Annotated in this window: 18 protein-coding genes; 11 read left to right on the top strand and 7 right to left on the bottom strand. The window is 37.6% G+C overall.

Annotated features, from left to right (window positions below; translation table 11 throughout):
* Positions 1 to 7: 7 nt before the first annotated feature.
* Entirely contained in the window at positions 8 to 1,408 is a 1,401-nt protein-coding gene (locus RCG20_RS15700; protein ID WP_308181044.1) for an amino acid permease, read from the bottom strand.
* A gap of 481 nt (positions 1,409 to 1,889) precedes the next feature.
* Here RCG20_RS15700 and RCG20_RS15695 point away from each other — a divergent pair, with 481 nt between their 5' ends.
* The 3 genes from RCG20_RS15695 to alr all read left to right on the top strand — a co-directional run bounded on the left by RCG20_RS15695 (position 1,890) and on the right by alr (position 5,713).
* Positions 1,890 to 3,122, top strand: a complete 1,233-nt coding sequence (locus RCG20_RS15695) for a PucR family transcriptional regulator (RefSeq protein ID WP_308184372.1) — start codon at positions 1,890 to 1,892, stop codon at positions 3,120 to 3,122.
* A 127-nt stretch (positions 3,123 to 3,249) separates the two neighbouring features.
* Positions 3,250 to 4,383, top strand: a complete 1,134-nt coding sequence (gene ald / locus RCG20_RS15690) for an alanine dehydrogenase (protein ID WP_308181043.1) — start codon at positions 3,250 to 3,252, stop codon at positions 4,381 to 4,383.
* A 145-nt stretch (positions 4,384 to 4,528) separates the two neighbouring features.
* Positions 4,529 to 5,713, top strand: a complete 1,185-nt coding sequence (gene alr / locus RCG20_RS15685; RefSeq protein ID WP_308181042.1) for an alanine racemase — start codon at positions 4,529 to 4,531, stop codon at positions 5,711 to 5,713.
* A 692-nt stretch (positions 5,714 to 6,405) separates the two neighbouring features.
* On the opposite strand, the gene RCG20_RS15680 is transcribed toward alr, so the two are convergent.
* The 5 genes from RCG20_RS15680 to RCG20_RS15660 all read right to left on the bottom strand — a co-directional run bounded on the left by RCG20_RS15680 (position 6,406) and on the right by RCG20_RS15660 (position 11,935).
* Positions 6,406 to 6,780, bottom strand: coding sequence for a hypothetical protein (locus RCG20_RS15680; RefSeq protein WP_308181041.1), 375 nt, complete (start codon positions 6,778 to 6,780; stop codon positions 6,406 to 6,408).
* Positions 6,781 to 6,807: 27 nt separating this feature from the next.
* Positions 6,808 to 8,286, bottom strand: a complete 1,479-nt coding sequence (locus tag RCG20_RS15675) for an FTR1 family iron permease (protein ID WP_308181040.1) — start codon at positions 8,284 to 8,286, stop codon at positions 6,808 to 6,810.
* 420 nt (positions 8,287 to 8,706) lie between these two features.
* Positions 8,707 to 11,121 (bottom strand): heavy metal translocating P-type ATPase, encoded by a 2,415-nt coding sequence (locus tag RCG20_RS15670; RefSeq protein ID WP_308181039.1) that lies wholly within the window; start codon positions 11,119 to 11,121, stop codon positions 8,707 to 8,709.
* Between the two features lie 252 nt (positions 11,122 to 11,373).
* Positions 11,374 to 11,580 carry a copper chaperone CopZ gene (gene copZ / locus RCG20_RS15665; RefSeq protein ID WP_308181038.1) on the bottom strand — a complete coding sequence of 69 codons (207 nt, stop codon included), beginning with the start codon at positions 11,578 to 11,580 and terminating at the stop codon, positions 11,374 to 11,376.
* 25 nt (positions 11,581 to 11,605) lie between these two features.
* Positions 11,606 to 11,935: a metal-sensitive transcriptional regulator gene (locus RCG20_RS15660; RefSeq protein WP_308184371.1), complete on the bottom strand. Its 330-nt coding sequence runs from the start codon at positions 11,933 to 11,935 to the stop codon at positions 11,606 to 11,608.
* Positions 11,936 to 12,231: 296 nt separating this feature from the next.
* On the opposite strand from RCG20_RS15660, the gene RCG20_RS15655 reads away from it, so the two are divergent.
* From RCG20_RS15655 to RCG20_RS15620, 8 genes are all read left to right on the top strand, one after another.
* Positions 12,232 to 13,374, top strand: coding sequence for an acyl-CoA dehydrogenase family protein (locus RCG20_RS15655; protein ID WP_308181037.1), 1,143 nt, complete (start codon positions 12,232 to 12,234; stop codon positions 13,372 to 13,374).
* Between the two features lie 205 nt (positions 13,375 to 13,579).
* Entirely contained in the window at positions 13,580 to 13,792 is a 213-nt protein-coding gene (locus tag RCG20_RS15650) for an acyl-CoA carboxylase biotin carboxyl carrier protein subunit (protein WP_308181036.1), read from the top strand.
* A 14-nt stretch (positions 13,793 to 13,806) separates the two neighbouring features.
* Complete coding sequence (locus RCG20_RS15645) at positions 13,807 to 14,592, top strand: enoyl-CoA hydratase-related protein (protein ID WP_308184370.1); 786 nt, start codon at positions 13,807 to 13,809, stop codon at positions 14,590 to 14,592.
* Between the two features lie 12 nt (positions 14,593 to 14,604).
* A complete protein-coding gene (locus RCG20_RS15640) occupies positions 14,605 to 16,113 on the top strand; it encodes an acyl-CoA carboxylase subunit beta (protein ID WP_308181035.1) in 1,509 nt (502 codons plus the stop codon).
* A gap of 58 nt (positions 16,114 to 16,171) precedes the next feature.
* Positions 16,172 to 17,431, top strand: coding sequence for a hydroxymethylglutaryl-CoA reductase, degradative (locus RCG20_RS15635; RefSeq protein WP_308184369.1), 1,260 nt, complete (start codon positions 16,172 to 16,174; stop codon positions 17,429 to 17,431).
* 266 nt (positions 17,432 to 17,697) lie between these two features.
* The gene (locus tag RCG20_RS15630) at positions 17,698 to 18,327 is read left to right on the top strand and encodes a TetR/AcrR family transcriptional regulator (RefSeq protein ID WP_308181034.1); all 630 of its coding nucleotides are present in this window, start codon (positions 17,698 to 17,700) and stop codon (positions 18,325 to 18,327) included.
* 75 nt (positions 18,328 to 18,402) lie between these two features.
* Positions 18,403 to 20,646, top strand: a complete 2,244-nt coding sequence (locus RCG20_RS15625; RefSeq protein ID WP_308181033.1) for an MMPL family transporter — start codon at positions 18,403 to 18,405, stop codon at positions 20,644 to 20,646.
* A gap of 260 nt (positions 20,647 to 20,906) precedes the next feature.
* Positions 20,907 to 22,199: an ATP-binding protein gene (locus RCG20_RS15620; protein ID WP_308181032.1), complete on the top strand. Its 1,293-nt coding sequence runs from the start codon at positions 20,907 to 20,909 to the stop codon at positions 22,197 to 22,199.
* 125 nt (positions 22,200 to 22,324) lie between these two features.
* Here RCG20_RS15620 and RCG20_RS15615 read toward each other — a convergent pair whose 3' ends face one another.
* Positions 22,325 to 24,049, bottom strand: coding sequence for a methyl-accepting chemotaxis protein (locus RCG20_RS15615; protein ID WP_308181031.1), 1,725 nt, complete (start codon positions 24,047 to 24,049; stop codon positions 22,325 to 22,327).
* Positions 24,050 to 24,100: the final 51 nt, after the last annotated feature.

The raw sequence follows: 24,100 nt of genomic DNA, 5'->3' as shown, positions 1-24,100 counted from the left end.
GAAAGATTTAACTAGCTTGTTTTTCAGATGAATTTTTGACTGAGTCCCTTTTATGGAATCCTTTAAAATAATAGAAGGCTACTAAGAAGGCTATCCATAAAGGTCCAATATATAAGGCAATTCTTGTATCAGCGCTAAAAGCCATTACGACGATAACGAAAGCTAAAAAGGCAAGTGATACATAAGAACTAAGTGGATATAATGGTAATTTATATTTCAATTGTTTAACTTCTTCTGGCTTTAAGCTCTTACGGTGTTTAATTTGGGATAACAAGATAATACCCCATGTCCAAATTGCGCCAAATGTTGAAATACTTGATAACCACATAAATACTTTTGCAGGGACGATATAATTTAAGAGTACGCCAACAAGTAAACAGATTGCAGAAGCAATAACCGCTATACCTGGAACGCCATTTTTCGTAACTTTTCCAAATTTCTTTGGAGCCTCTCCATTACCCGCAAGGTTAAATAACATACGGGCAGTACTAAAAATACCACTGTTACAAGATGAAAGTGCTGCTGTAAGAACAACAAAGTTAATGATTCCTGCTGCACCGGGAATTCCTATTTTTTGGAAAGTAAGAACAAAAGTACTTCCTTTTGTACCAATTTCATCCCAAGGGTAGATAGACATAATAACAAACAATGCTCCTACATAAAAGAGAAGAATACGCCAGAATACTGTATCAATTGCTTTTGCAAGGTTTTTCTCTGGATTTTTCACCTCTCCAGCTGTAACTCCAATCATTTCAATTCCAAGGTACGCAAACATTACCATTTGTAATGACATTAATACGCCCTTGATTCCATGTGGGAATAAGCCGCCATGACTCCATAAATTATGAATACCTGTGGCAATTCCTCCGTTACCAATTCCAAAGAAGATCATTCCAGCCCCAAGCACAATCATTGCGATAATGGTTACAATTTTAATAAGAGCAAACCAAAATTCCAATTCTCCATAAGCTTTTACTGCAAGGAAATTAACAGTTGCCATGATTACTAATGCTGCAAGTGCCCAAATCCATCGTGGTACACCTGGAAACCAGTATTCCATATAAATACCTATTGCAGTAATCTCAGCCATACAGGTTACTACCCATAAGAACCAGTAATTCCACCCAGTAATAAATCCTGCAATTGGTCCCAAATAATCACGAGCATAAGTACTGAACGAGCCTGCTACAGGTTTTTGGATAGCCATTTCCCCTAGAGCTCTCATGATAAAGAACATGATTAACCCTGCAATTGCGTATCCAAACAATATACCAGGACCAGCCATCTTAATTGATGTAGCTGAACCAAGAAATAGTCCAACCCCAATCGCTGCTCCTAAAGACATCAAAGTAATATGCCTTTCCTCTAAACCACGATGAAGCTCTTTACTTGGATTGTTATTACTCATATTTTTTCCCCCTGTTTAAAAACCTTTGTTCGTATTCATTCTTTTCCCCTTTATTTCATTAAAACAGTACACTAATATGGTATAATAAGTTTTACTAAAATAGTAATAATGCATTCAAATTCTTTAAAAATCAACTCTTTTTGTACCTTTATATTTGTTTTCCAAAATGAAAGCGTTTTAATTTTTATTCAAAAAAAAACTAGATAAAACCTTAAGAAACAGCAATTTTTAATGAAATTTTCAATAATCAACCTCCCCTTAATCCGTTGATAACGCTTTCAAATTAGAAGATTATTACTATTCAAATACTTAATTAATAATATTCTAACATATTTGTGAACATTTATTTTTGTGAAAAATAGAGAAAATCGAGCTATTGATTTGTGGATTTTTACAAATCAACAAGAATCATTTACAATAATACTAACGAAGTTTAGTCGCACACTGTAAAGCCGAATGCGAGGGAAAAAGTATGAATAATATCAAAAATGATCCATTTAAAGCCACCTTTGATAGTTTAGAGGAGTTTGCCGATCTCATAAGTGAAGTACTTCAGTGTCCTATTACTATTGAAGATGCCAATCATCGACTTCTAGCCTATAGCACACATGATGAAAGAACAGATCCCGCGAGAATCTCTACTATTATAGGGCGAAAAGTACCTGAAAAAGTAATTAATCAGCTCTGGAAAGAAGGTACAATACCTGCCCTACTCAAAACTGACCAGCCAATCAGAGTAAAAAATATGATGGACGAAATTGGGCTGGGCACAAGGGTTGCTATCTCTATATGGAAACAAGATGAGATCCTTGGGTTTATTTGGGCATTGGAAATTGATAAAACTTTAAGTGAACAAGAATTACTGTTATTAAAGAAAGCGGCTGACTCTGCTAAGAATAAGCTCTTACAGCTTCAGACGCGAAGAAATCGAAAAGAGGAGCGCTTTCAAGAATTTTTTTGGAAGCTTTTAACCGGTCACATGAGTGTAAAAGAGGAAATAATGGAGCACTTCCTCTCTTTGCAGATCACACCTCCTCCATCATTCGCTGTCCTAGTCTTTCAATTTACAGAAAATATCACTAGCAAAGAAGAGCAACAAATATCCTACCTATTAAAAACAAGTCATCTCCTAAAAATCATGCTCTATACAATCGATTGCAACCAACTCATTCTACTGGTGTCTCCGTCAGATATTACTAATCCTTTTGTTGAGCTTGACCATTTTGTTGAGTCATTTACTTGGAAAATGAATGATCGTTACGGAATTAATGATATTAGTGCAGTATTTAGTAGCATTTACGAAGATTATCAAAAAGTTGGCAAAGCCTATCAAGAAACATTGTCCGTCTTTTCAATTAAAGAGAAATTCCCTATCGAAACAAAAGGTATTCATAATTACCAAAAGTTAGGAATATATCAACTAATCACTTTTATTTTAGAAAAAAGAAAAGGCGAAGACTACGTAAATCAGTCATTGAAGAGCCTTCATGATTACGATAAAAAGCACAACAGCAATCTTGTGGAGACACTTGAAGTCTTCCTTAATAATGATAACAATATAAATGATGCGGCAAAGGAATTGAACGTACATGCTAATACGCTAAATTACCGAATAAAGCGTATTTCTGAGATTGGCGATATTAATTTTAAGGACCCAAATCAAAAAATGACTCTATTCCTTGACTTAAAGGTTGAAAAATATCAACAAGGTTAGGTTCTTTGTGTAAAACACCAAATAAATATATATTTTTTCTCTTTTCTAAACAAAGAAATAATTTATGAACCGTCTTATACTTAAGCGGTAGCAAGTTACTTAAATGTCTATGAGGAGGAAACAATATATGTTTATTGGTGTACCTAAAGAAATAAAAAACAATGAGAACCGGGTAGCACTTACCCCTGCTGGAGTTGTTTCATTATTAAAAGCAGGACATTCTGTATTAATCGAAACAAATGCTGGACTTGGAAGCGGATTTACAAATGAGGATTACGCTAAAGTCGGTGCAGAAATTATTGAAAGCGCTTCAAAGGTTTGGGCACAATCTGATATGATCATGAAAGTAAAAGAGCCTCTTGAAAGTGAATATGATAACTTCCGTCCAGGTTTAATATTATTTACTTATTTACATCTAGCTGCTGAACCTTCACTAGCACAAGCACTTAAAGATAAAGGTGTTATTGCTATTGCATATGAAACTGTTGAAGTAAACCGTACTCTTCCATTACTTTCTCCAATGAGCGAAGTTGCAGGAAGAATGGCCGTTCAAGTCGGTGCACAATTCCTTCAAAAATTCCATGGTGGACAAGGTATCCTTCTTGCAGGCGTTCCAGGAGTTAGCCGTGGCAAGGTAACAATTATCGGTGGCGGTATCGTTGGAACAAATGCAGCTAAGATGGCTATTGGATTAGGTGCAGATGTTACAATTATCGATTTAAGTGTTGATCGTTTACGTCAACTTGATGATATTTTCGGAAACCAAATCAAAACATTAATGTCAAATCCATTTAACATTGCAGAAGCAGTAGCAGAAGCTGATCTACTTGTTGGTGCAGTATTAATTCCAGGTGCTAAAGCTCCTAAACTTGTATCTGAAGAAATGGTTAAATCTATGAAGCCTGGCTCTGTTATCGTCGATGTTGCGATTGACCAAGGTGGAATCGTTGAAACAAGTGATCATGTAACAACTCACGATAACCCAACATTTGAAAAATATGGAGTTCTTCACTATTCAGTAGCTAACATGCCTGGTGCTGTTCCAAGAACATCAACATTTGCTTTAACAAACAGCACAGTTCCATATGCATTGCAAATTGCTAATAAAGGTGTTCTTAAAGCCGTTAACGAAAATGCAGCCTTGAAACTTGGTGTAAATGTGGCAAATGGCGAAATCACTTATGAAGCAGTTGCAAAAGATCTTGGCTATGATTATGTATCAGTTGAAGCTGCATTAGCAAAAGAAACTGCTACTATTTAATAGAATTTTAAATTTCATATCCAATCCCCTCAAGAATTGTCTTGGGGGGATTTTTATAAAATTGACAAGACCGAAGCAATCAATGAATAGCGGATTTTGGTTATTCATTCGATTGATTGGGTAATTTTAAAAAGGGGCTAGTTTGATGAAACCAATTAGTTATCGTGATACTTGGGCAGAAATTTCATTAGATGATATAAAACATAATTTCCTTCAATTTAGACAATTTGTTAAACAACCTACAAAAATAATGGCAGTAGTAAAAGCGGATGGATACGGACATGGAGCGGTAGAAATTGCAAAGACTTCTATCCAAATGGGAGCAGACTATCTAGCAGTTGCACTCTTAGATGAGGCAATCAAATTAAGGGAGTCAGGAATCAGTGAACCGATTCTTGTTCTTGGATATACTCCAACCCGTTCAGTTGAAGAGGCTATTCTTCAGAATGTCACATTAACTGTTTTTGACCATGAACTAATGGACGAAATCATTGTCAAATCCTCTTTATTGCACAAAAAAGCTTCTATTCATTTAAAGGTGGATACAGGCATGTCTAGAATTGGTGTAGCTTCACCAGAGGAAGCATTGATACTTGCTACAAAAGCTAATGCTGCAACCCACGTACATTTGGAAGGAATCTTCACCCACTTCGCAAGCGCAGATAGTGAAGATTCTACTTTTACAGATGAACAATTCAAAAAGTTTCAATTGGTTTTAGACTTTTTAAAGGTTCACTCTATTCATATTCCTTTGCAGCATTGCTGCAATAGTGCTGCAACCATGAAATTTCCAAAAATGCATTTAGATATGGTTCGAATTGGAGTTGCCTTATATGGCTTATATCCAGATGCTTCCTTAAAAAAACTCCCAATCCAACTAAAACAGGCTATGAGTTTTAAAACTAGAATTGCAGCGATAAAAAAGGTAGCTACATCACAGACGGTTAGCTATGGCTGTACGTGGAGACCAAAGCAAGAAAGTATTATCGCAACCGTGCCACTTGGCTATGCCGATGGACTTTCTCGTCAGTTATCGAATCGTGGAAGTGTACTAATACATGGCAAAAAGGCTATGATTGCAGGCCGTGTATGTATGGATCAAACAATGATTGACATAACGGATTTCCCTCATTGCACACTAGGAGATGAAGTTGTCATATTTGGAGAAAATCAGTCTTCTTTTCAATCTGTCGATGATATTGCCGAGTTGATGGGAACTATCAATTATGAGGTAGTTTGCTTAATTGGAAAAAGGGTTCCTAGAGTGTTTGTTGATACTAGTAGTGTTTTTGAACTAGTTGGCAGTTCCAGAGCCACTTCTTTACGGTAGCAGTAGGACCTAACTCTGTGGGTCCTATCTCGAAGTCCATAAAACTAATCTAAACATAAAAATGGCACCTTAACGATGTCCTCAGATTGTCGAGAAAGGGGATTTTTCTCGACAATTTTTTATTTTGTCTTAATCTAAATTGCCGATTTTTTATTAATTTATTGTCTCTGCTAACTGGACTGTTGATTTCCGCTCCGGGCACTCGCTTTCCGCGGGGAGGTCCTGAAGCCTCCTCGGCGCTTTAGCGCCTTGCGGGGTCTCCAGTGACCTCTATATCCCGCAGGAGTCGAGTGCCCTCCGCTCCAATCAACAGGGTGGTCAATCAACCTTAAGAATTGCAACACACTTTTTCTAACCAAGCTAAGTGTGTTGCAGTTTTTTTAGCTAATCAGAATTTATATCCATAAATTCTGCTAGCGCATTTTGCAAGCTGCTGTAAGTAGAGCCTGTTACTTGCATTCTTCAATCCCCGTATCCTGCAAGTAACGAAGCAACGAGGAGGCTCCCCTGCACGCCCGCGGAAAGTGAAGTGCCTGGAGCGCCAATCAACAGACATATTGAAAAGCCAATATATACCAATAATATTAAAGCAAATTAACGCGGTGAATTGTTAAATATATTGAATAAATAAAAAGGCTATCGAAAGATTTTCGACAGCCTGAGGCGCCTTAACGGCGTCTTTTTGCTACTATTTATTTTGTTTTTGAATCTAATTCTTTCAATGCTTTTGTTAGTTGATTATTCAATGTACTTAGAGCCGTTTTATCAAGAGTTGATGCCTCTGACCCTGCTATTGTTGGATCTAAATATTTTTCGATTTTTTCGTATGATGCTTTATTATCCTTCTTTACATCGTCTTCAAAGGTGGACCATTGATCTTCTAACTTAGGACCAACCTCTTTCACTTTTGCTTGATCGCCACTATCAATTGCCTTTGATAATTGATCTGTTGTATTCAACATTTTATTTACACCATCAGCAACCTTATTGTCCTTCGATCCACAACCTGCTAAAGCAAATACACTTACAATAACCAATGTTAAAATCATTACTGTAATTCTTTTCATAAAAACTCCCACGCTTTCTTTTCATGTTTAATTGTTTTTAGCTACGATTACCTTTTTATTGTAAAATTTCTTCGCGAAAAAGATTACAACTACTCCAATTACTAGTATTAGTTGAGGGATTGTACTTTCCCATGATGGATACAAAGCCAAAAATTCCATGCTCGGTAAACGTTCAACATTTGTAGTTGGGATAATTCCAGCTAATTGTAGGCTGTGAATTCCCATTCCCGCAAACTTAATACATAAGTAAAAAACAATGAAACTAGAAACCATAAAGAATGGGCGGAGTGGTAATTTCAATCCAACATAAATCATTAAAAAGGCAATGATTAATAAAAGTCCTGCTCCAATTAAGAAACCAATTAAAAGAGCTTGCATTTTGATTTGACTTGCCATTCCAATATAAAACAATACTGTTTCAGTACCTTCACGGAAAACTGCTAGAAAAGAGAGAACTCCTAAAGAAACAAGCTTTCCTGTTGATAAAGCAGTTTGACTTTTCTCTCGAATATACCGATTCCAATCCGCTACATTTGATTGGCTATGAAGCCAATAGCTCATATACAACAGCATTACTGCAGCAAAGACTCCTGTCCAGCCAGCAATAAGAGCATTGTTGTTTCCAAAGGCACCGGAGGAAATCACAAACTTGATGATGATGGCTAGAATAGTGCTTACAACTAGTCCTCCTAGTACCCCAGACATGATCCAAGCTTTTCCCTTCGACGCTCCTGATTTTTTTACAAAAGAAAGGAGAGCTATCACCACTAGCAATGCCTCTAAACCTTCTCTTACCAAAATCATCGCCGCATCCCAATACGTGTATTCAGATTTGGTTGCTAACGGTGTTAAATACTCGATCATTTTATCAATTAATTTAGAAGCCTCGACATAATTCGGTGGATTAGCGGACAGCATTGCCTGAATGGTAACCAAATCCCGTTCAGAGTCGCTATAGACCTTAGATGATTGGGCAACGACAACTCCCTCAACACTTAACCAGTTATCACTTGTTTTCTTCATACTTTGAAGTGCTTGTGTTTTATTTTGGTCATTAACGTCCTTCTTTGCTTTTTGAAGAAGCACGATAAAATCATCTAATGAGAGGTCCGCTTGATTACTTTCAATTTCTTTTGGATACCCACCATTAGCGTATTTTTCATTAACTGCCTTAAGTTCTTTTAATGCCTGCAGAACTTGATCTGGCTTCTTTAAGGTAAAGGCATAGACAACTTTTCCCATATTAGACTCGATGTCCCGATAGGCTGTATGTGAATGTTCTTTTACGCCAACTTCAATTTCTATCCATGTTTTATTAAATTGATCAAAGGCACTCTTTGCTTCAGCAAGATTCCCATTAACAGTAAACTGGATTGCATTGTCTACTGATACTTCAGCTTTTTTAATATCTTGGCTGGAGTCTCCAGCTGCTAAAACGGGATTATGGACTACAAATCCCATAACTAATAGAAGGATAGTAATTTTCAGTAGCAGATTTTTCCCCATAAGATCCTCCTTAAACCATTGATGATAATTACTTTGTATTCATAATTGATAATGAATTTCAATATCATCCTATAGACTACATTTTATTGGTAATGATAATGATTGTCAATTAGACTACGAAATTTTTTATGTCGAAATTGTGAACAAGACGATATTTTAAAGAAAACTCGCCGTTTGGCGAGCCCCTATGGGCGATGATTAGGCGTAGTTACACTTATGCGATTTAAGTGCTGAATATTTATCAACGATAATTACTTACTTTAGTGTGTTAACAAAGATAAACTTTCTTATAAGCTAAAAAAGAAAGCACCTATTAGATTGCCCAATAGGTACTTTTTTAAAAAAGTAAGAGTATAAATTTTTTAACTAGAAAATTGTCAGGTTAAGGAAGACCCGCTGTGTGCTTGAACTTTTCTTGATTTACAATTTCACTTTTTGTAGACGTAATGCATTGAGGACAACCGACACAGAGCTAAACGCCATGGCAGACCCAGCAAGCCATGGTGCCAGGAATCCAAAAGCAGCAATAGGAATACCAAGCATATTATAAGCAAATGCCCAGAAAAGGTTTTGCTTAATATTCCGGATCGTTTTTCTACTCATAAAGATTGCGTCAGCGATACTATTTAAATCCCCGCGAATAAGAGTAATATCTGCAGCTTCCATTGCTACATCTGCACCCGTTCCAATGGCCATCCCAATATCTGCAACCGCAAGTGCAGGTGCGTCATTGATGCCATCGCCAACCATTGCAACCGTCTTCCCTTGTGCTTGTAATTTCTTAATCTCTTCAGCCTTACCTTCAGGAAGAATTTCAGCAATCACTTGATCGACATTAACCTGAGCAGCGATCACCTCAGCAGTCTGCAGATTATCCCCGGTAATCATAACCACTTCAATTCCCATATTTTTCAGACGCTGAATAGCCATTTTAGACGTTTCTTTAATTGTATCTGCAACCGCAACAATTCCTGCATATTGACCGTTAATAGCAACAAGCATGGCTGTTTTCCCATTCTTTTCTAATTCAGACATCTGCTCTAATGCATTGGCAACAGGAACATTGTGTTTATTCAATAATTTTCTCGTTCCAACTAATAGCTCTTTTCCATCTACAATTGCTTTGATTCCAAAACCAGGTATAGCCTCAAACTCTCGTATTTCCTTTAAAGTGATACCCTTTTCTTTAATTCCTTGTACAATCGCTTGGGCTAATGGATGCTCAGATTGTTTTTCTGCAGAACCTACAAGAGCTAAAAACTCTTCTTCCGTTTGAGAAGAATTAAGCAGAACATCTGTTAGGACAGGAGTACCATTAGTAATAGTACCTGTTTTGTCTAAAACAACAGTGGAAATACGATGCGTCATTTCTAAGTGCTCGCCACCTTTAAACAATATTCCATATTCAGCCGCACGACCTGATCCAGCCATAATGGAAGTTGGAGTAGCAAGCCCTAATGCGCATGGACAAGCAATAACAAGGACAGCAATCATTTTCTCTAATGCCTCAGCAAAATCACCTGGTGTCACCCATACATACCATATAAAGAAAGTTACAACAGCTAGCCCGACAACAATTGGAACAAAAACTCCCGAGATTTTATCAGCAAGTCTTTGAATCGGTGCTTTTGAACCTTGCGCCTCTTCAACGACTTTAATTATCTGCGCTAATGCTGTATCCTTCCCAACCTTTGTTGCTTCAACTTTAATAAAACCATTTTTATTAATTGTCGCCCCAATTACTTCATCTCCGACGCTCTTATCAACTGGAATACTTTCACCAGTTAACATCGATTCATCTATAGCTGAATGCCCTTCGAGAATTTTTCCATCCACCGGAATCTTTTCTCCAGGTTTTACATGCACGATATCCCCTACAATCACTTCATCAAGCGGAATTTCACTTTCTATTCCTGCTCTTTCGACAGTTGCCATTTTTGCCTGCAACCCCATCAGCTTTTTGATTGCTTCAGAAGATCTTCCTTTTGCTTTCGCTTCGAAAAGTTTTCCGAGAATAATTAACGTAATAAGGATCGAACTTGTTTCATAATAAAGTTCGACAGTGTGTGCACTTTCACCAATTGACATAAATGATAAATAAACACTGTAAAAATAGGCGGCAGATGTACCTAATGAAACAAGTACATCCATATTAGCACTTTTATTTTTCAATGCTTTAAATGCACTTATATAGAATTGTTTTCCTATTATAAATTGCACTGGGGTAGCTAACACAAACTGCATCCACGGATTCATAAATATTTTTGGAACCCAAATAAAGGTGGTAAACGAAAAGTGGCCGACCATAGCCCACAATAATGGAAAAGATAGAATAGCCGATAAGATCAATTTTCTCGTTTGGGATTCAATTTCTTTCTGGCGATGATCAATCGTCTCTTTCGCGTCTTCCTTTACTCTTGCACCGTAACCTAGGCTTTCTATCTTTTTAATAACTTCATCAGTCGTAAGTGTGCTTGGGTTATATTCAACCATTGCCTTTTCAAGAGCCAAGTTTACATTTGCCTTGGCTACACCCTCTTGCTTATTTAATCCTTTTTCAATTCTGGCAGCACAGGCAGCACAGGTCATTCCTGTAATCTCAATCTCTATTTTATTTGTAACAACGTCATACCCTAAATCTTTAATCCGCTTTTGTATATCTTCAACTTTTATTTTTGCTGGATCATATTTGATAGCTGATTTTTCTAATGCAAGATTTACACTTGCAACTTCGACGCCCTCTAATTTATTTAAACCTTTTTCAATTCGGATCGCACAAGCAGCACAGGTCATGCCTGATATTTGTAAATGGGTTTCTTTTAAACTTTGGTTCATTAAAACCAACTCCCGATACCCTATATAGGTATATTTTTTTCCTAAAAGAACGTGCTAGTCTCTAGCACGTCTTTTCAATTCCTTATAGGCTCTTTTCTTAAACTTTGTTGCTAGTTGAAACTAAATTAGAATAGGATTCCAGTTTACCGATGAAAACCGTAGGAAGTTTTTAAGAAAAGAGCACGATACTATTGCTATTTCGGGTTTTAAGACTAGGTACGAAAAACAACAATCTATGCGAAAACAGCCTTCTTATAAAACATCGTATCCTTGATCGTCAATGGTTTCTTTAATTTTATCTAATGAGATTTCTTGTTGGTTAAACTCTACATCAACTGTAGAAGCCTTCAAATCTACCTTAACAGTGCTAACACCACTAAGAGCACCAACGCTTCCTTCTACCGCTTTAACACAATGACCGCAAGACATTCCTTGTACATTCAATGTTACTTTTTCCATTTAAAAATCTCCCTTCAATTAGTAACTATTTTTTCATTAGTCTTTGTATGGTTGTAAGCAATTCATCTACAACTTCATGATCACCCTCTTGGATTCGCTCGACCACACAGCTTTTCATGTGACCTTCCAAAAGAATTTTAGCGACACTGTTTAATGCTGCTTGAGTTGCAGCAATTTGTGTTATAACATCATCGCAATAGGTATCTTTTTCAATCAGACCTTTTATGCCACGAATCTGTCCTTCAACACGATTTAAGCGGGTAATCAGATTCTTCTTTATTTTTTCTGAATGATGGCTTTTGCGTTCCGTCATCATAGAATGGCAATGGTCATTTTCCTGAGGAGTATTATTCATTTGATCATGATTATTCATTAACATCCTCCTTTGATTATCATTTTACTATACCCCCCTACCCTATGTAAATAATTTGTTTTCATATTAAAAATAATTTTATTCTGTGAGGGATAGAATCCATTGTGCACTTATATAGAAAGAATAGGAAAGAGTGTGTAGATAATTAAGCTTTTTTCCTTTCTCAAGCTTGATTTTGACTGGGGTAAATGTTTATCATTAGAAGGACTATTTGCGCAAACGCCTGTTTAGTGTTAACCGGGCTTGTTTATATATAACATAAGGAAAGAGGAGAAAGAATGAATTTTGAATTAACAGCAGAACAGCTACGAATTCAACAGGAAGCACGTGAATTTGCAGATCAAGTGATTGCCCCTCGCAGTATTGAAATGGACGAAACGGCAAAATTCCCCCTTGATATTTTTAAACAAATTGGTGAAAAAGGTTGGTTGGGTATTCCCTTTGCCAAAGAATATGGTGGAATGGGAAGCGATACATTAACTTACTCCATTGTTGCTGAAGAAATTGGCCGTGCAAGTGTCAGTGTTGGTCTCAGCTATGTAGCATCCATTTCTATTGGTGCATCCCCAATTGCCATGTACGGAACGGAAGAACAAAAACAAAGATACCTTGTTCCGTTAGCTCAAGGGAAAGAACTTGCCTCATTCGGTTTGACAGAAGAAAATGCTGGCTCTGACGCTGGTGGCGTTGAGACAACCGCTATACTTGACGGTGACGAATATATTCTAAACGGTGTAAAACGATGGATTACAAATTCCAACTATGCATCAGTCATCACAGTTGCCGCAGTTACAGAACAACATGCAAATGGTCGAAAACGTATTTCTTCATTTATAGTACCGACGAATACACCAGGCGTTAGTGTAACGAGTCCTTACAAAAAGATGGGTGCCCGTGCATCTGACACAGGTGAAGTCGTAATGAAAAACGTTCGTATACCAAAAGAAAATCTCCTTGGGCGTGCAAATTTTGGTATGAAGCAATTTCTGACTATTCTTAACGGGGGTCGAATTTCAATTGCTGCTATTTCTGTTGGTTTAGCACAAGCAGCATTAGACAAAGCCCTTGCACATGCGAAACAAAGGAAGCAATTTGGCCGCCCAATTTCTGATTTCCAAGCTGTTCAGTTTAAATTAGCGGACATGTCAATGGAATTAGAGCTTGCTCGAAACATGTTGTACAAAGCTGCTTGGTTGAAGGATCAAGGCAAACCATATATTAAAGAATGTGCATATGCAAAATTATTTGCGTCTGAAACATCTTTCCGATCATCAAACCAAGCATTGCAAATTCTCGGTGGTACAGGTTACATGCAGGAAGCAGAAGTAGAACGCTATCTTCGTGACGCAAAAATTCTAGAAATTGGTGAAGGTACATCAGAAATCCAACGTCTAGTGATCGCACGCCAGCTTGGCTGTTAAGATAGTAAAGAAAACTCGCTGATTGGCGACGATAACAGCAGCGTAGTTGCCCTTATACTTTCCTATTAGCGAACAAAAGCGCAAGCGCCTTGGCCAGCCCTGACAAGCGCTGGAATGACCAAAAAATGTTTTTGGTTATTCTCTAGTGAGCCAAGGCTGCTTACGCTGAACTGTAGATTATATTTTTACTAAGGAGAAATGACATATGAACGAAATTACAGCAGGCATTACAGGAATTATTCAAAGCATTGAGGTGGCACCTGGCGAAAGCATAACTGTCGGTCAAGTAGTGATTAACATTGAGTCTATGAAAATGATTATTCCAGTCGAAGCAACAGATGCAGGTACAATTGGTGAAATAAAAGTAAGCACAGGAGATTTCGTTAATGAAGGAGACGTTCTTGTAACGTTAGTCTAAAGGAGTGGAAAATGATGACGACCCCTTTTGTTACATATGAAAAGTTGGATGATTCTATTGTGGTATTGACATTAAATCGACCTGAAGCTGCAAATGCCTTATCTAGTGGGCTGATTTCTGAACTTTCAAATGCGTTGGATGCTGTGAATGCACAGAGAAACGTCCGTTGCATCATTTTAACTGGTGCTGGAAAAAAAGCTTTCTGTGCTGGGGCAGATCTAAAAGAACGGCTAACTATGAAGGATTCGGAAGTCCCACAAGCTGTTGCAAAAATTGGTGCATTAACAGCTAAAATTGCTGCCATGCCGATGCCCGTTGTAGCCGCCTTAAACGGGGTTGCATTCGGTGGTGGACTAGAAATTGCGTTGGCATGTGATATTCGTATTGCAAGTGATAACATCCAAGTTGGCTTAACAGAGACAGGGCTCGGCATTATTCCAGGTGCGGGAGGCACTCAGCGTTTACCTCGCCTTGTCGGCGAAGGTATTGCTAAGAACATGATTTACCGCGCAAAACGGTTGTCAGCACAAGAAGCATTTCAGATCGGTCTACTTCAGGAAATTTATCCTCCAGACCAACTAGAGGCCATGTCATACAAAGTTTCCCGTGAAATTGCTCGCAATGCTCCAATTGCTGTTGCACAGGCAAAACAAGCGATAATAAAAGGTTTACAAGCACCCTTAGAAGAAGGTTTGGCAATCGAGACTTCATGTTATCAGGTCACAATTGCAACAAACGACCGACTGGAAGGATTACGTGCATTCCAGGAAAAACGTTCACCTATTTACGAAGGTAATTAAAGGAGGCGCAACATGCCGCAACAGGAAAGCTATCAAGAAAAGATAGAGCGTATCTCACAAGGTGGCGCTGAAAAATATCATGAAAGTAATGCACAAAAAGGCAAGCTATTTGTCCGTGATCGTCTCGAAAAACTATTTGACGATGGTATTAATGCTGAAGACGGCTTATTTGCCAATAGTGAGGAAGTCGGATTACCTGCAGACGGTGTTGTAACTGCAATTGGCAAAATCAACGGGCAAAATGTTTGCGTAATTGCCAATGACTCAACAGTAAAAGCCGGATCATGGGGTACACACACTGTTGAAAAAATTATCCGTATGCAGGAAACTGCTGAGAAACTACGAGTTCCATTATTATACTTAGTTGATTCGGCAGGGGCTCGCATAACAGACCAAGTAGAAATGTTCCCAGGTCGCCGCGGGGCAGGTAAAATTTTCTACAATCAAGTAAAATTATCAGGTAAAATCCCACAAATCTGCTTATTATTTGGGCCTTCTGCCGCAGGTGGTGCCTATATTCCTGCATTCTGTGATATTGTCGTCATGGTTGAAGGCAATGCATCCATGTACCTTGGTTCACCACGCATGGCTGAAAATGTAATCGGTGAAAAAGTAACACTTGAGCAAATGGGTGGAGCCCGTATGCATTGTAGTATCTCTGGTTGTGGAGATGTACTCGTAAAATCCGAAGAAGAAGCCATTACTTATGCTCGTACATATTTAACCTATTTTCAAACAGATACAGATCCTGTTGCACCTAAACTGTCTGCAGAGAAGATGGCTACACTTGTACCCGAAGATCAAAATGCACCGTTTAATATGTTCTCGTTTATTGATGGCATTATTGACGAAGGATCATTTTGTGAAATTAAACGGCTATTTGCACAAGAAATCATTACAGGTCTGGCCCGTATCGACGGGAAACCAATCGGTATCATTGCAAACCAATCCATTGCAAAAGGTGGCGTTTTGTTCCCAGACTCTGCGGACAAATCAGCTAAATTTATTCAACTTTGTGATGCATTCGACATTCCATTACTATTTCTTGCCGATGTACCTGGGTTCATGATTGGTTCTCAGGTCGAAAAAGCTGGTATCATTCGGCACGGAGCAAAAATGATTGCCGCCGTAAGTGAAGCAACTGTACCAAAAATTTCGGTAGTTGTCCGGAAAGCATATGGAGCTGGCCTCTATGCAATGGCTGGTCCAGCATTTGAACCAGACTGCTGCCTTGCACTTCCAACTGCCCAGATTGCTGTAATGGGACCTGCTGCAGCGGTTAACGCAGTTTATGCGAACAAAATCGCCGATTTACCACAAGAAGAACGTGCTGCTTTTATCTTAGAGAAGCAACATGAATATGAAGCTGACATTGATATCTACCGTCTTGCATCTGAAATGGTAATTGATGCCATTGTTTTGCCTGAAAAACTTCGAAATGAACTAATCACTCGATTCGGTGCATATCAAACTAAATATTTAGCATTTAGCGACCGCAAACACGGCGTGTATCCAGTTTAGGAGGCTGTTTTAGGTGAACTTAAAATCATCCCGCTTTCCGCAGTTTTACAAAAAAACGATGGACCAACGTCTAGCCATACTTGCAGATTTTGCTGATCTAACTCACGAAGAGGTAGCGGCCCTTTCCAGCCAAGGTGCACTAACACTTGAGCAGGCAGATAAGATGGTTGAGAATGCTATCGGTATCTATTCGCTCCCCCTTGGTCTTGGACTCAACTTTCTGATCAATGATAAAGATTACGTCATCCCATTAGCAGTGGAGGAGCCTTCTGTTATTGCTGCTGTTAGCTCTGTAGCAAAACTAGTGCGAGGTGCAGGCGGCTTCCATGCAGAGGCCACAGAACGTCGCATGATTGGGCAAGTTCAAGTAGTGAACGTACCGAATTTGGAACAGGCTGCATCTGAATTAGCTAAGAATCGTGATGATCTAATAAAACAAGCAAACAACGCACACCCCTCACTACAAAAGCGCGGTGGCGGAGCAGTTGATATTGCCGTACGATTACTCAATCAGGAACCAAAAGCAGTCTTCCCACCAATGCTGGTCCTGCATTTACTAGTCGACACACAGGAAGCAATGGGTGCAAACATGGTCAATACAATGGTTGAAGCCATTGCACCAACCGTTGCAGAACTCACTGGCGGTGATGTACATCTTCGTATTTTATCGAATTTCGTTGATGAATGTGTCGCCACTGCCCATTGTGTAATTCCTCCTCCTTTATTAGCAACAAGTGAATACAGTGGCGAAGAGGTTCGAGATCGACTTATTTCCGCCTATCAATTTGCTGCTTCCGATATTTACCGTGCTGTAACGCATAATAAAGGTGTAATGAATGGTGTCGACGCTGCAGTTATTGCTTCTGGCAATGACTGGCGGGCAGTTGAGGCAGCAGCCCATGCCTACGCAGCACGTGATGGTCATTATGGATCTATGACACGTTGGACCGTTGATTATGACGGCAATCTCTGTGGTGAATTAACACTGCCAATGCCTGTCGGAACAGTTGGAGGCAGTATTAAAGTACATCCCATCGCTCAGCTAACTCAAAAGATTACCGGTATAAAATCTGCTCGGGAACTGAGCCAGCTAATCGTAGTTGTTGGACTAGCTCAGAACTTCGCCGCTATCAAAGCCTTGGTAACAGATGGAATCCAAAAGGGGCATATGGCACTTCAAGCCCGCTCTCTCGCTATGGTTGCAGGCGCAACTGGTAGCCTAGTTGATATAATTGCTGGACAGCTAGTGGCATCAGGAGAAATTAATTCCAGTAAGGCAGATTCATTATTGAAGGAATATACAGTTAAAAAGTCGTGATTAGATGATCCTGCTAAGGCAGGGTCGTTTTTTTTACTTGAATTTAGGTGGCTTTGGAAATTTTTTATATTTGACTCAATGGGAACATGTAATCCGAAGGACTGGGCAAGTGTAGGATAAGACATCAGATCACGATGCTTTTAATAACTTCTTGTAATCGCCCCCTCTCTTTTTTTTTAAAAGGGAAAACTTTACTTTTATAAAACTATTTACTATACTTTACTTATCAATTGATAAGGTGTTTCGAATGAAGGGAATTTTGAAATATGACAGTCATGAAAAGTACAAATGAGGCAAGTAATCCAAAAGATACATACAAAACAATTGTAAAAACTGCCCAGCAATTGTTTATGGAATTTGGTTATCGTGCCGTATCAACAAGGCAAATTGCCGAACTATGTGCCATTACGCAACCTGCTTTATACCATCATTTTAAAAACAAACAAACCCTGTATATTGCAGTCATACAATACACTCTCTTGCAAAATGAATCTGCCCTAAATCAGATAGTAAAACAAGCAACTACCTTCAGTGACCGGCTAAATCAAATGGCTATTTATATGACAGTCAATTACGGTATGGACTTGCCACAAATGTTTCATGATATCGTTCATGAGTTGGATGAAAACCACCAGCAAGAAATCCATAAATGCTGGGTTAAAGGATTTTTAATGCCTGTTGTTAAAATGATTGATGATGGAATATCCCAAGGGGAAATCAAGCATGTCGCCTTGCTTCATACAAGTTCAACGGAACTCGCTTACATCATATTGAATTTAATAAAAGCAACCTTGCAGCCATCTAGAATGGCAAAAAATCACTCTGGTCAAAAAAGGGAAATGGAGAAAAAAGCGAAATTAGTTGTTGAAATTTTCCTTAATGGAGTGGGAATATAATCTTTCTCTTAACGGGAACGATTTAATTTTTTTATATTTAACTTATCAAATGATAAGTTAAAAAGATTGGAGGAGATGAAAGTGAAGAAAAAGTGGTTTGAAAAATATGGAGAAGTTGTTAGTGGGAAAAAAGGCCGATGGTTGATTTTGATTTCATGGCTCCTTCTTGCAGCAATTCTAAATGGGATTCTTCCACAAGCAAATGCGCAAAAAAATGAACTAGCTCCGAATCTACAATCATCATCACCATCACAACAAGCAAAGAAAATAGCCGATCGAGAGTTTTCGACCAATTCAGGCACTCCAGCGTTATTTACATGGCACAGATCCAATGGGATTACGGATGATGACCTCTCATTGATTCAACGGTATTCAAAGGAAATTGAAGCGCATCCTGTTAAATTTCAAGATAATGTTGCTCCATTTTACAAAATTCCTCTTCCTGTTCTAAAACAACAGCTTTCGAAAGATGGCACAACATTGATTCTACCGATTTCGTTTCAAAAGAACCGTGAAGTAGAAGAAATTGCTAAAGGAATCAATGAACTAAAAGACAAGGCTACCTCTATTTTTCCAAAGGATCCGAGTAAATCCAGCGTTACAGATGAAGATAGCTTAGTTTTAAGAATCACAGGTCCTGCAGGAATTGCTGTCGATGCTAAAGCCTTATTTAGCCAAGGAGATCTGTCATTATTATTTGGAACCGTCTCAATTGTTCTTATTCTACTATTATTAATCTACCGATCACCTATATTAGCATTGATTCCCTTAATTGGAGTTGGAATTGCTTATGGGGTTATCAGCCCAATTCTTGGTGAAATCGGAAAAGCGGGCTGGAGTGATTTTGATTCACAAAGTATTTCCATCATGACAGTACTATTGTTTGGCGCAGGTACTGATTACTGCTTATTCCTTATCTCGAGATATAGAAGTTATTTGGAAAAGGAAAAAGATAAACAAACAGCTATGAGGTTCGCACTTAAGAGCGCTTCAGGAGCTATTGCCATGAGTGGACTGACAGTAGTCTTTTCATTATTGGTATTACTATTAGCAAAGTATGGATCAATCCATCGCTTTGCAATCCCGTTTAGTCTATCAATCGTTATTATGATGGCGGCAAGTCTTACATTGATTCCTGCATTACTGAGTATCATTGGCAGAGCATCTTTTTACCCATTTGTCCCACGTACAAGAGAAATGAAGGAAGAACGTGCACATAAAAAAGGGAAAATAATTGCAACTGAAAAAAGGAAAACTCAATTAGGCATGCGGCTTGGAAGCTTCATCATTAAAAAACCATTGCAAATCCTAGTTGTAACTCTTTTGTTTCTTGGTGTATTTGCCTTTTTTGCTACTAAAATTTCATATACGTATGATACGTTATCATCCTTTCCAAAAAATTTACCTTCACGGGAAGGTTTTAAACTCATCTCAGAACATTTCAATCCTGGTGAACTTGCACCCGTACAGATTATGATTCAAACGAACGGAAAAGAAACCTCCGTGAAAGAAAAAATAGAGAAATTATCCTATGTTGCAAACGTTTCTGATGGAAAACATGGCGAAAGGGATTCAAACATCATTAGCTATAAAGTTGAATTAAAAGACAATCCTTATTCAAATACAGCCATGAATCATATTCCTAGTTTACGTAAAACAACTGAAGATGCATTAAGGGATAGTAATGTATCAACTCCAACAGTGAAAGTGTGGGTTGGAGGGCAAACGGCTGAACAGTACGATACACGGAATACAACTAAAATAGATAGTAGCGTCATTATTCCTGTCGTCATATCAATGATTGCTCTTTTATTGCTTGTTTATCTCCGGTCTGTAACAACAACTATTTATTTAATAGCAACAGTTCTTTTATCCTACTTCAGTGCTCTTGGGCTTGGATGGGTGATTCTTCATTATTTATTTGGGGTTAATGCAATTCAAGGATTTATTCCTCTTTATGCATTTGTTTTCATTGTTGCCTTAGGTGAAGATTATAATATCTTTATGATTTCAAGCATTTGGAAAAAAAGCAAAATAATGCCCCTTTTACAAGCCATAAAAGAAGGAGTTGCCGAATCAGGAGCGGTTATTACATCCGCAGGATTAATTCTTGCTGGAACGTTCACTGTTCTTACAACCATGCCAATTCAAATTTTAGTCCATTTTGGTACCATTACAGCGATCGGAGTGTTATTGGACACCTTTATTGTCCGCCCATTATTGGTACCTGCTATTACAGTTTTAGTTGGAAAATGGGTATTTTGGCCGTCTAAACGAAATATGATGGCAGCTCAATCACAAATTAAGATTGAGGAATAGGTACCTGTTCATTTTTACATTTATTTGATTGGGAAACTTTATTTACTAATTGCATAAATAATTTTCTATCTGACATAAAAACACACTCTCCTTATACTTTTAGAGTGTGTTTTTTTACTTTTTCCATAAATATGTATCAATATTATGAAATAAGCTCTAAATCAACTATTCGGAACCAAAATGTGTGATAAAAGTAATAGGTGGACAAATTAATGAGGGCGTAAACTACAGAAAATGACAAATTATTCGGGAGGAAGCTTATGATAGTGAACCCCGCTTTTTTAGGAATTTGGCTACTTCAAATGGTATGCATTTTATTCCCGATGCTTTTATACCAGTCCTTTTTCCGAAAAAAATTCGGTCAAAAAAAAATACAAAGACAGATCTTAGCTATTCTTTGTGGGCTTTCAATTATTATCTGCATGACCTTTCCTCTCTCATTTGGTAAGGGTTTAATCTTAGATTTTCGATTTATCCCCTTCATTATCAGCTTCTTCTACGGAGGATACTCTACAGGTCTTGTTCTGACAGCTCTAATTATGATTTATCGTTTACTAATTGGTGGCACAGGTATGTATTTGGAAGGGCTTGGGATTCCCTTCTTCTCACTCATCGTATTTGCGATAATTCTTCCGCGCTATGATAAATGGGAACAAAAAAAACAAATCGCATTTACCTACTTATGTTTAACCCTTTCAATTCTCTTTTTCACATTCGAGACCCAAAATTTAGACCACTATGTTTTTACCAAGCATGAAATTATACATTGGATTACTTTTTGTATCTTAAGTTACATTACATTTTGGATGGTCTTATATCTACAAACATCTTTAAAAGAGATGGAAGAAATGAATACAAAAGTAATTCAATTTGAAAAAAGTCATGCAATAAATCATTTATTGGTGTATATTTCCCAACAAATTTTCAATCCAATACTAACTGCTAAAGGATTTCTTTCGCTTTTGAATAATGATTCAAGCTTTACTCCAAGACAAACTCACTCAATAACAAATGCCTTAAACGAACTAGTTCAAGCAGAACAAGCTTTAAAAGATTATATGAATATTATGGATCCTATGCAGAAGGAACATAACCAAGTTGATCTTACGAACATGATACAGGGAACGATTCAAATGATTTCTCCCTTTGCCTTACTACATAACGTAGAGGTACATTTCTTATCAACTGCTGAAAAAGATTTTTCCTTAAAGGATTTCTCTCTTTTGAGGTTTGCACTTTTAAATCTTATTAAAAATGGCGTTGAGGCTTGCACACCAGGTGGCAGAGTTGATGTCTTTCTTCATGAATTAGTCGACCAATTTTATATTATTATTGAGGACAATGGTCCTGGACTTTCATCAGACGTTTTATCACGACTAGGAACTCCTATTCACTCTGACAAACAAAATGGAACAGGGTTAGGAATATCCGCAGCCTATCGGATTACTGAGTCTCTCGGTGGAAAAGTTGAAGTAGAATCAAAAACAAATGTTGGAACCACATTTAGCCTCTATTTTCCAAAAAGAAACTTAATGATTGATCAAAATAAATAACAAGCCTCCTTTCTTTAATAAAGGAGGCTTGTTATTTGTAATTATCATTTTTCAGTAGGACTGAAAGAAATGTAAAACGAAGGTTAGCATAAGATGGATTTTATCAAATTGAACAAAACCCATGCTTATAACTCGAATTTTTGAGTTAAATCCGTCAATTCATCTGTCATTTTCACCAAAGATTTGAGGTCAAGGAACATTTCATTTATTGCTTCTTCTTGTTTATTTGTAGATGCCACCATTAATTTGGTATTATGCTCCGTCCCTTTCGCAATTTGAAATGTTTCTGAAAGAGAAGCTGAAACCTCTTCGGAGGATACGGCCATTTCTTCGGCAGAAGCTGAAACCTCTTGGATCGACGATGTCATATTTCTAATTGATTGATAAATATGTTCATATGACCTATCCATCTTATGGAACTCCTCTATACTTTTCTCTACTACATTTTCAACTTTGCTCATGGAAACAAAAGTAGAATGTCCCACTTCATTAATTTTGGAAATAATGCTAGTTATCGTTGCAGCAGACGACTCAGATTGCTCAGCAAGCTTTCTTACTTCCTCTGCAACAACAGAAAACCCTTTGCCATGTTCTCCTGCTCTTGCCGCTTCTATTGCCGCATTCAAGGCAAGCAAATTCGTCTGTGAGGAAATTTCCTTGATTACATTTGTTACTTCATTGATTTTTTTGCTTCGAACATCAAGATCCTTCATTAGATGAGCCGTCTCTTGGAATGTCTGGTTTAACACCTGAATTTGATTCATCATTTGATTAGCAATGTTTTTTCCTTCTTCTGTTTCCTGTAAAGCACTTAATGACAGCTCCGAAACTGATGTCGCCATAGAAGCAATCGTTTGCACCCCGAGTGACATTTCTTCCATAGCATAGGTACTTGTTTCTGTTTTATTAAATTGAACATCAATACCCGAAGCCACTTCTTCAAGGGAATGGACCATTTCTTGACTTGCATCCTTCGTTTCTTGAGCGTTTTGGAGGATTGATTCACTTGAAGTATGCAATTTACTTGTGACCGTCAAAATCCCACCAATTATTTGTTTGAGATCATTCACCATTAATTGAATCGATGTAGATAATTGGCCAATTTCATCCTTCCCTTGGTCTTCGACCGTAACTGTTAAATTACCTTTTCCGATTTCTTTTACTTTTGAAGTTAACATTCTTAACGGTTTTACAATGTACGAAGTAATCATAAATAGAATGAGCAGACTGACTAATAAAATAACAATTGTGAAAATAACTTGTTTTTTATTTGTCTCCTTCATCTTTGCATCAACAATAGCAGCATTAAAGTCTGCTCCAACGACACCAATTACTTCTCCTTGCTTGGACTTAATTGGGACATATGTAGAAATCAAAGTTCCATATTCCTCCATCGTGCTCATCTCACCAATTTGAGCTTTTCCTGTATCAAAAGCTTTGATCAACTTTGGTGAATCTTTTATACCCTTTTCCTCTTCCCCTAAAGGAGATTCATTTTTTGAACCATTCGGATAGCCATCAACAACATAGAAATATTTAAAGTGGTTACCGTCTTTTTTTCTAGACATGGTGTACAAAAATTTTAATCCATTCATTTTTCTTATTCCATTAAGGTTGTCCTTTAAATCATAATAATAGTTGTTTTTATTTAAGTTCATAGCTAAATCCTTAAATTGATCCTGATCAATCATTTTTTCTGCACTTTTGGTTAATTCTAATGATTGATTGCTGATCGTATTAATTAAAAGATTTGAATATGTATAATTGGTTAAATAACTTAATCCAATACAAGATAGTAAGATTAATATCGAAACCTGCACCATAATCCTAACTTTCAAGCTATTCTTCAAAATCTATTTCCTCCTTTTTAAAATTACACTTTTTCATTGTAAGATATTTCT

Source organism: Neobacillus sp. PS3-40, assembly GCF_030915485.1.
Classification (GTDB): domain Bacteria; phylum Bacillota; class Bacilli; order Bacillales; family Cytobacillaceae; genus JAUZPL01.
This window is presented reverse-complemented; position numbering and strand designations above follow the sequence as displayed.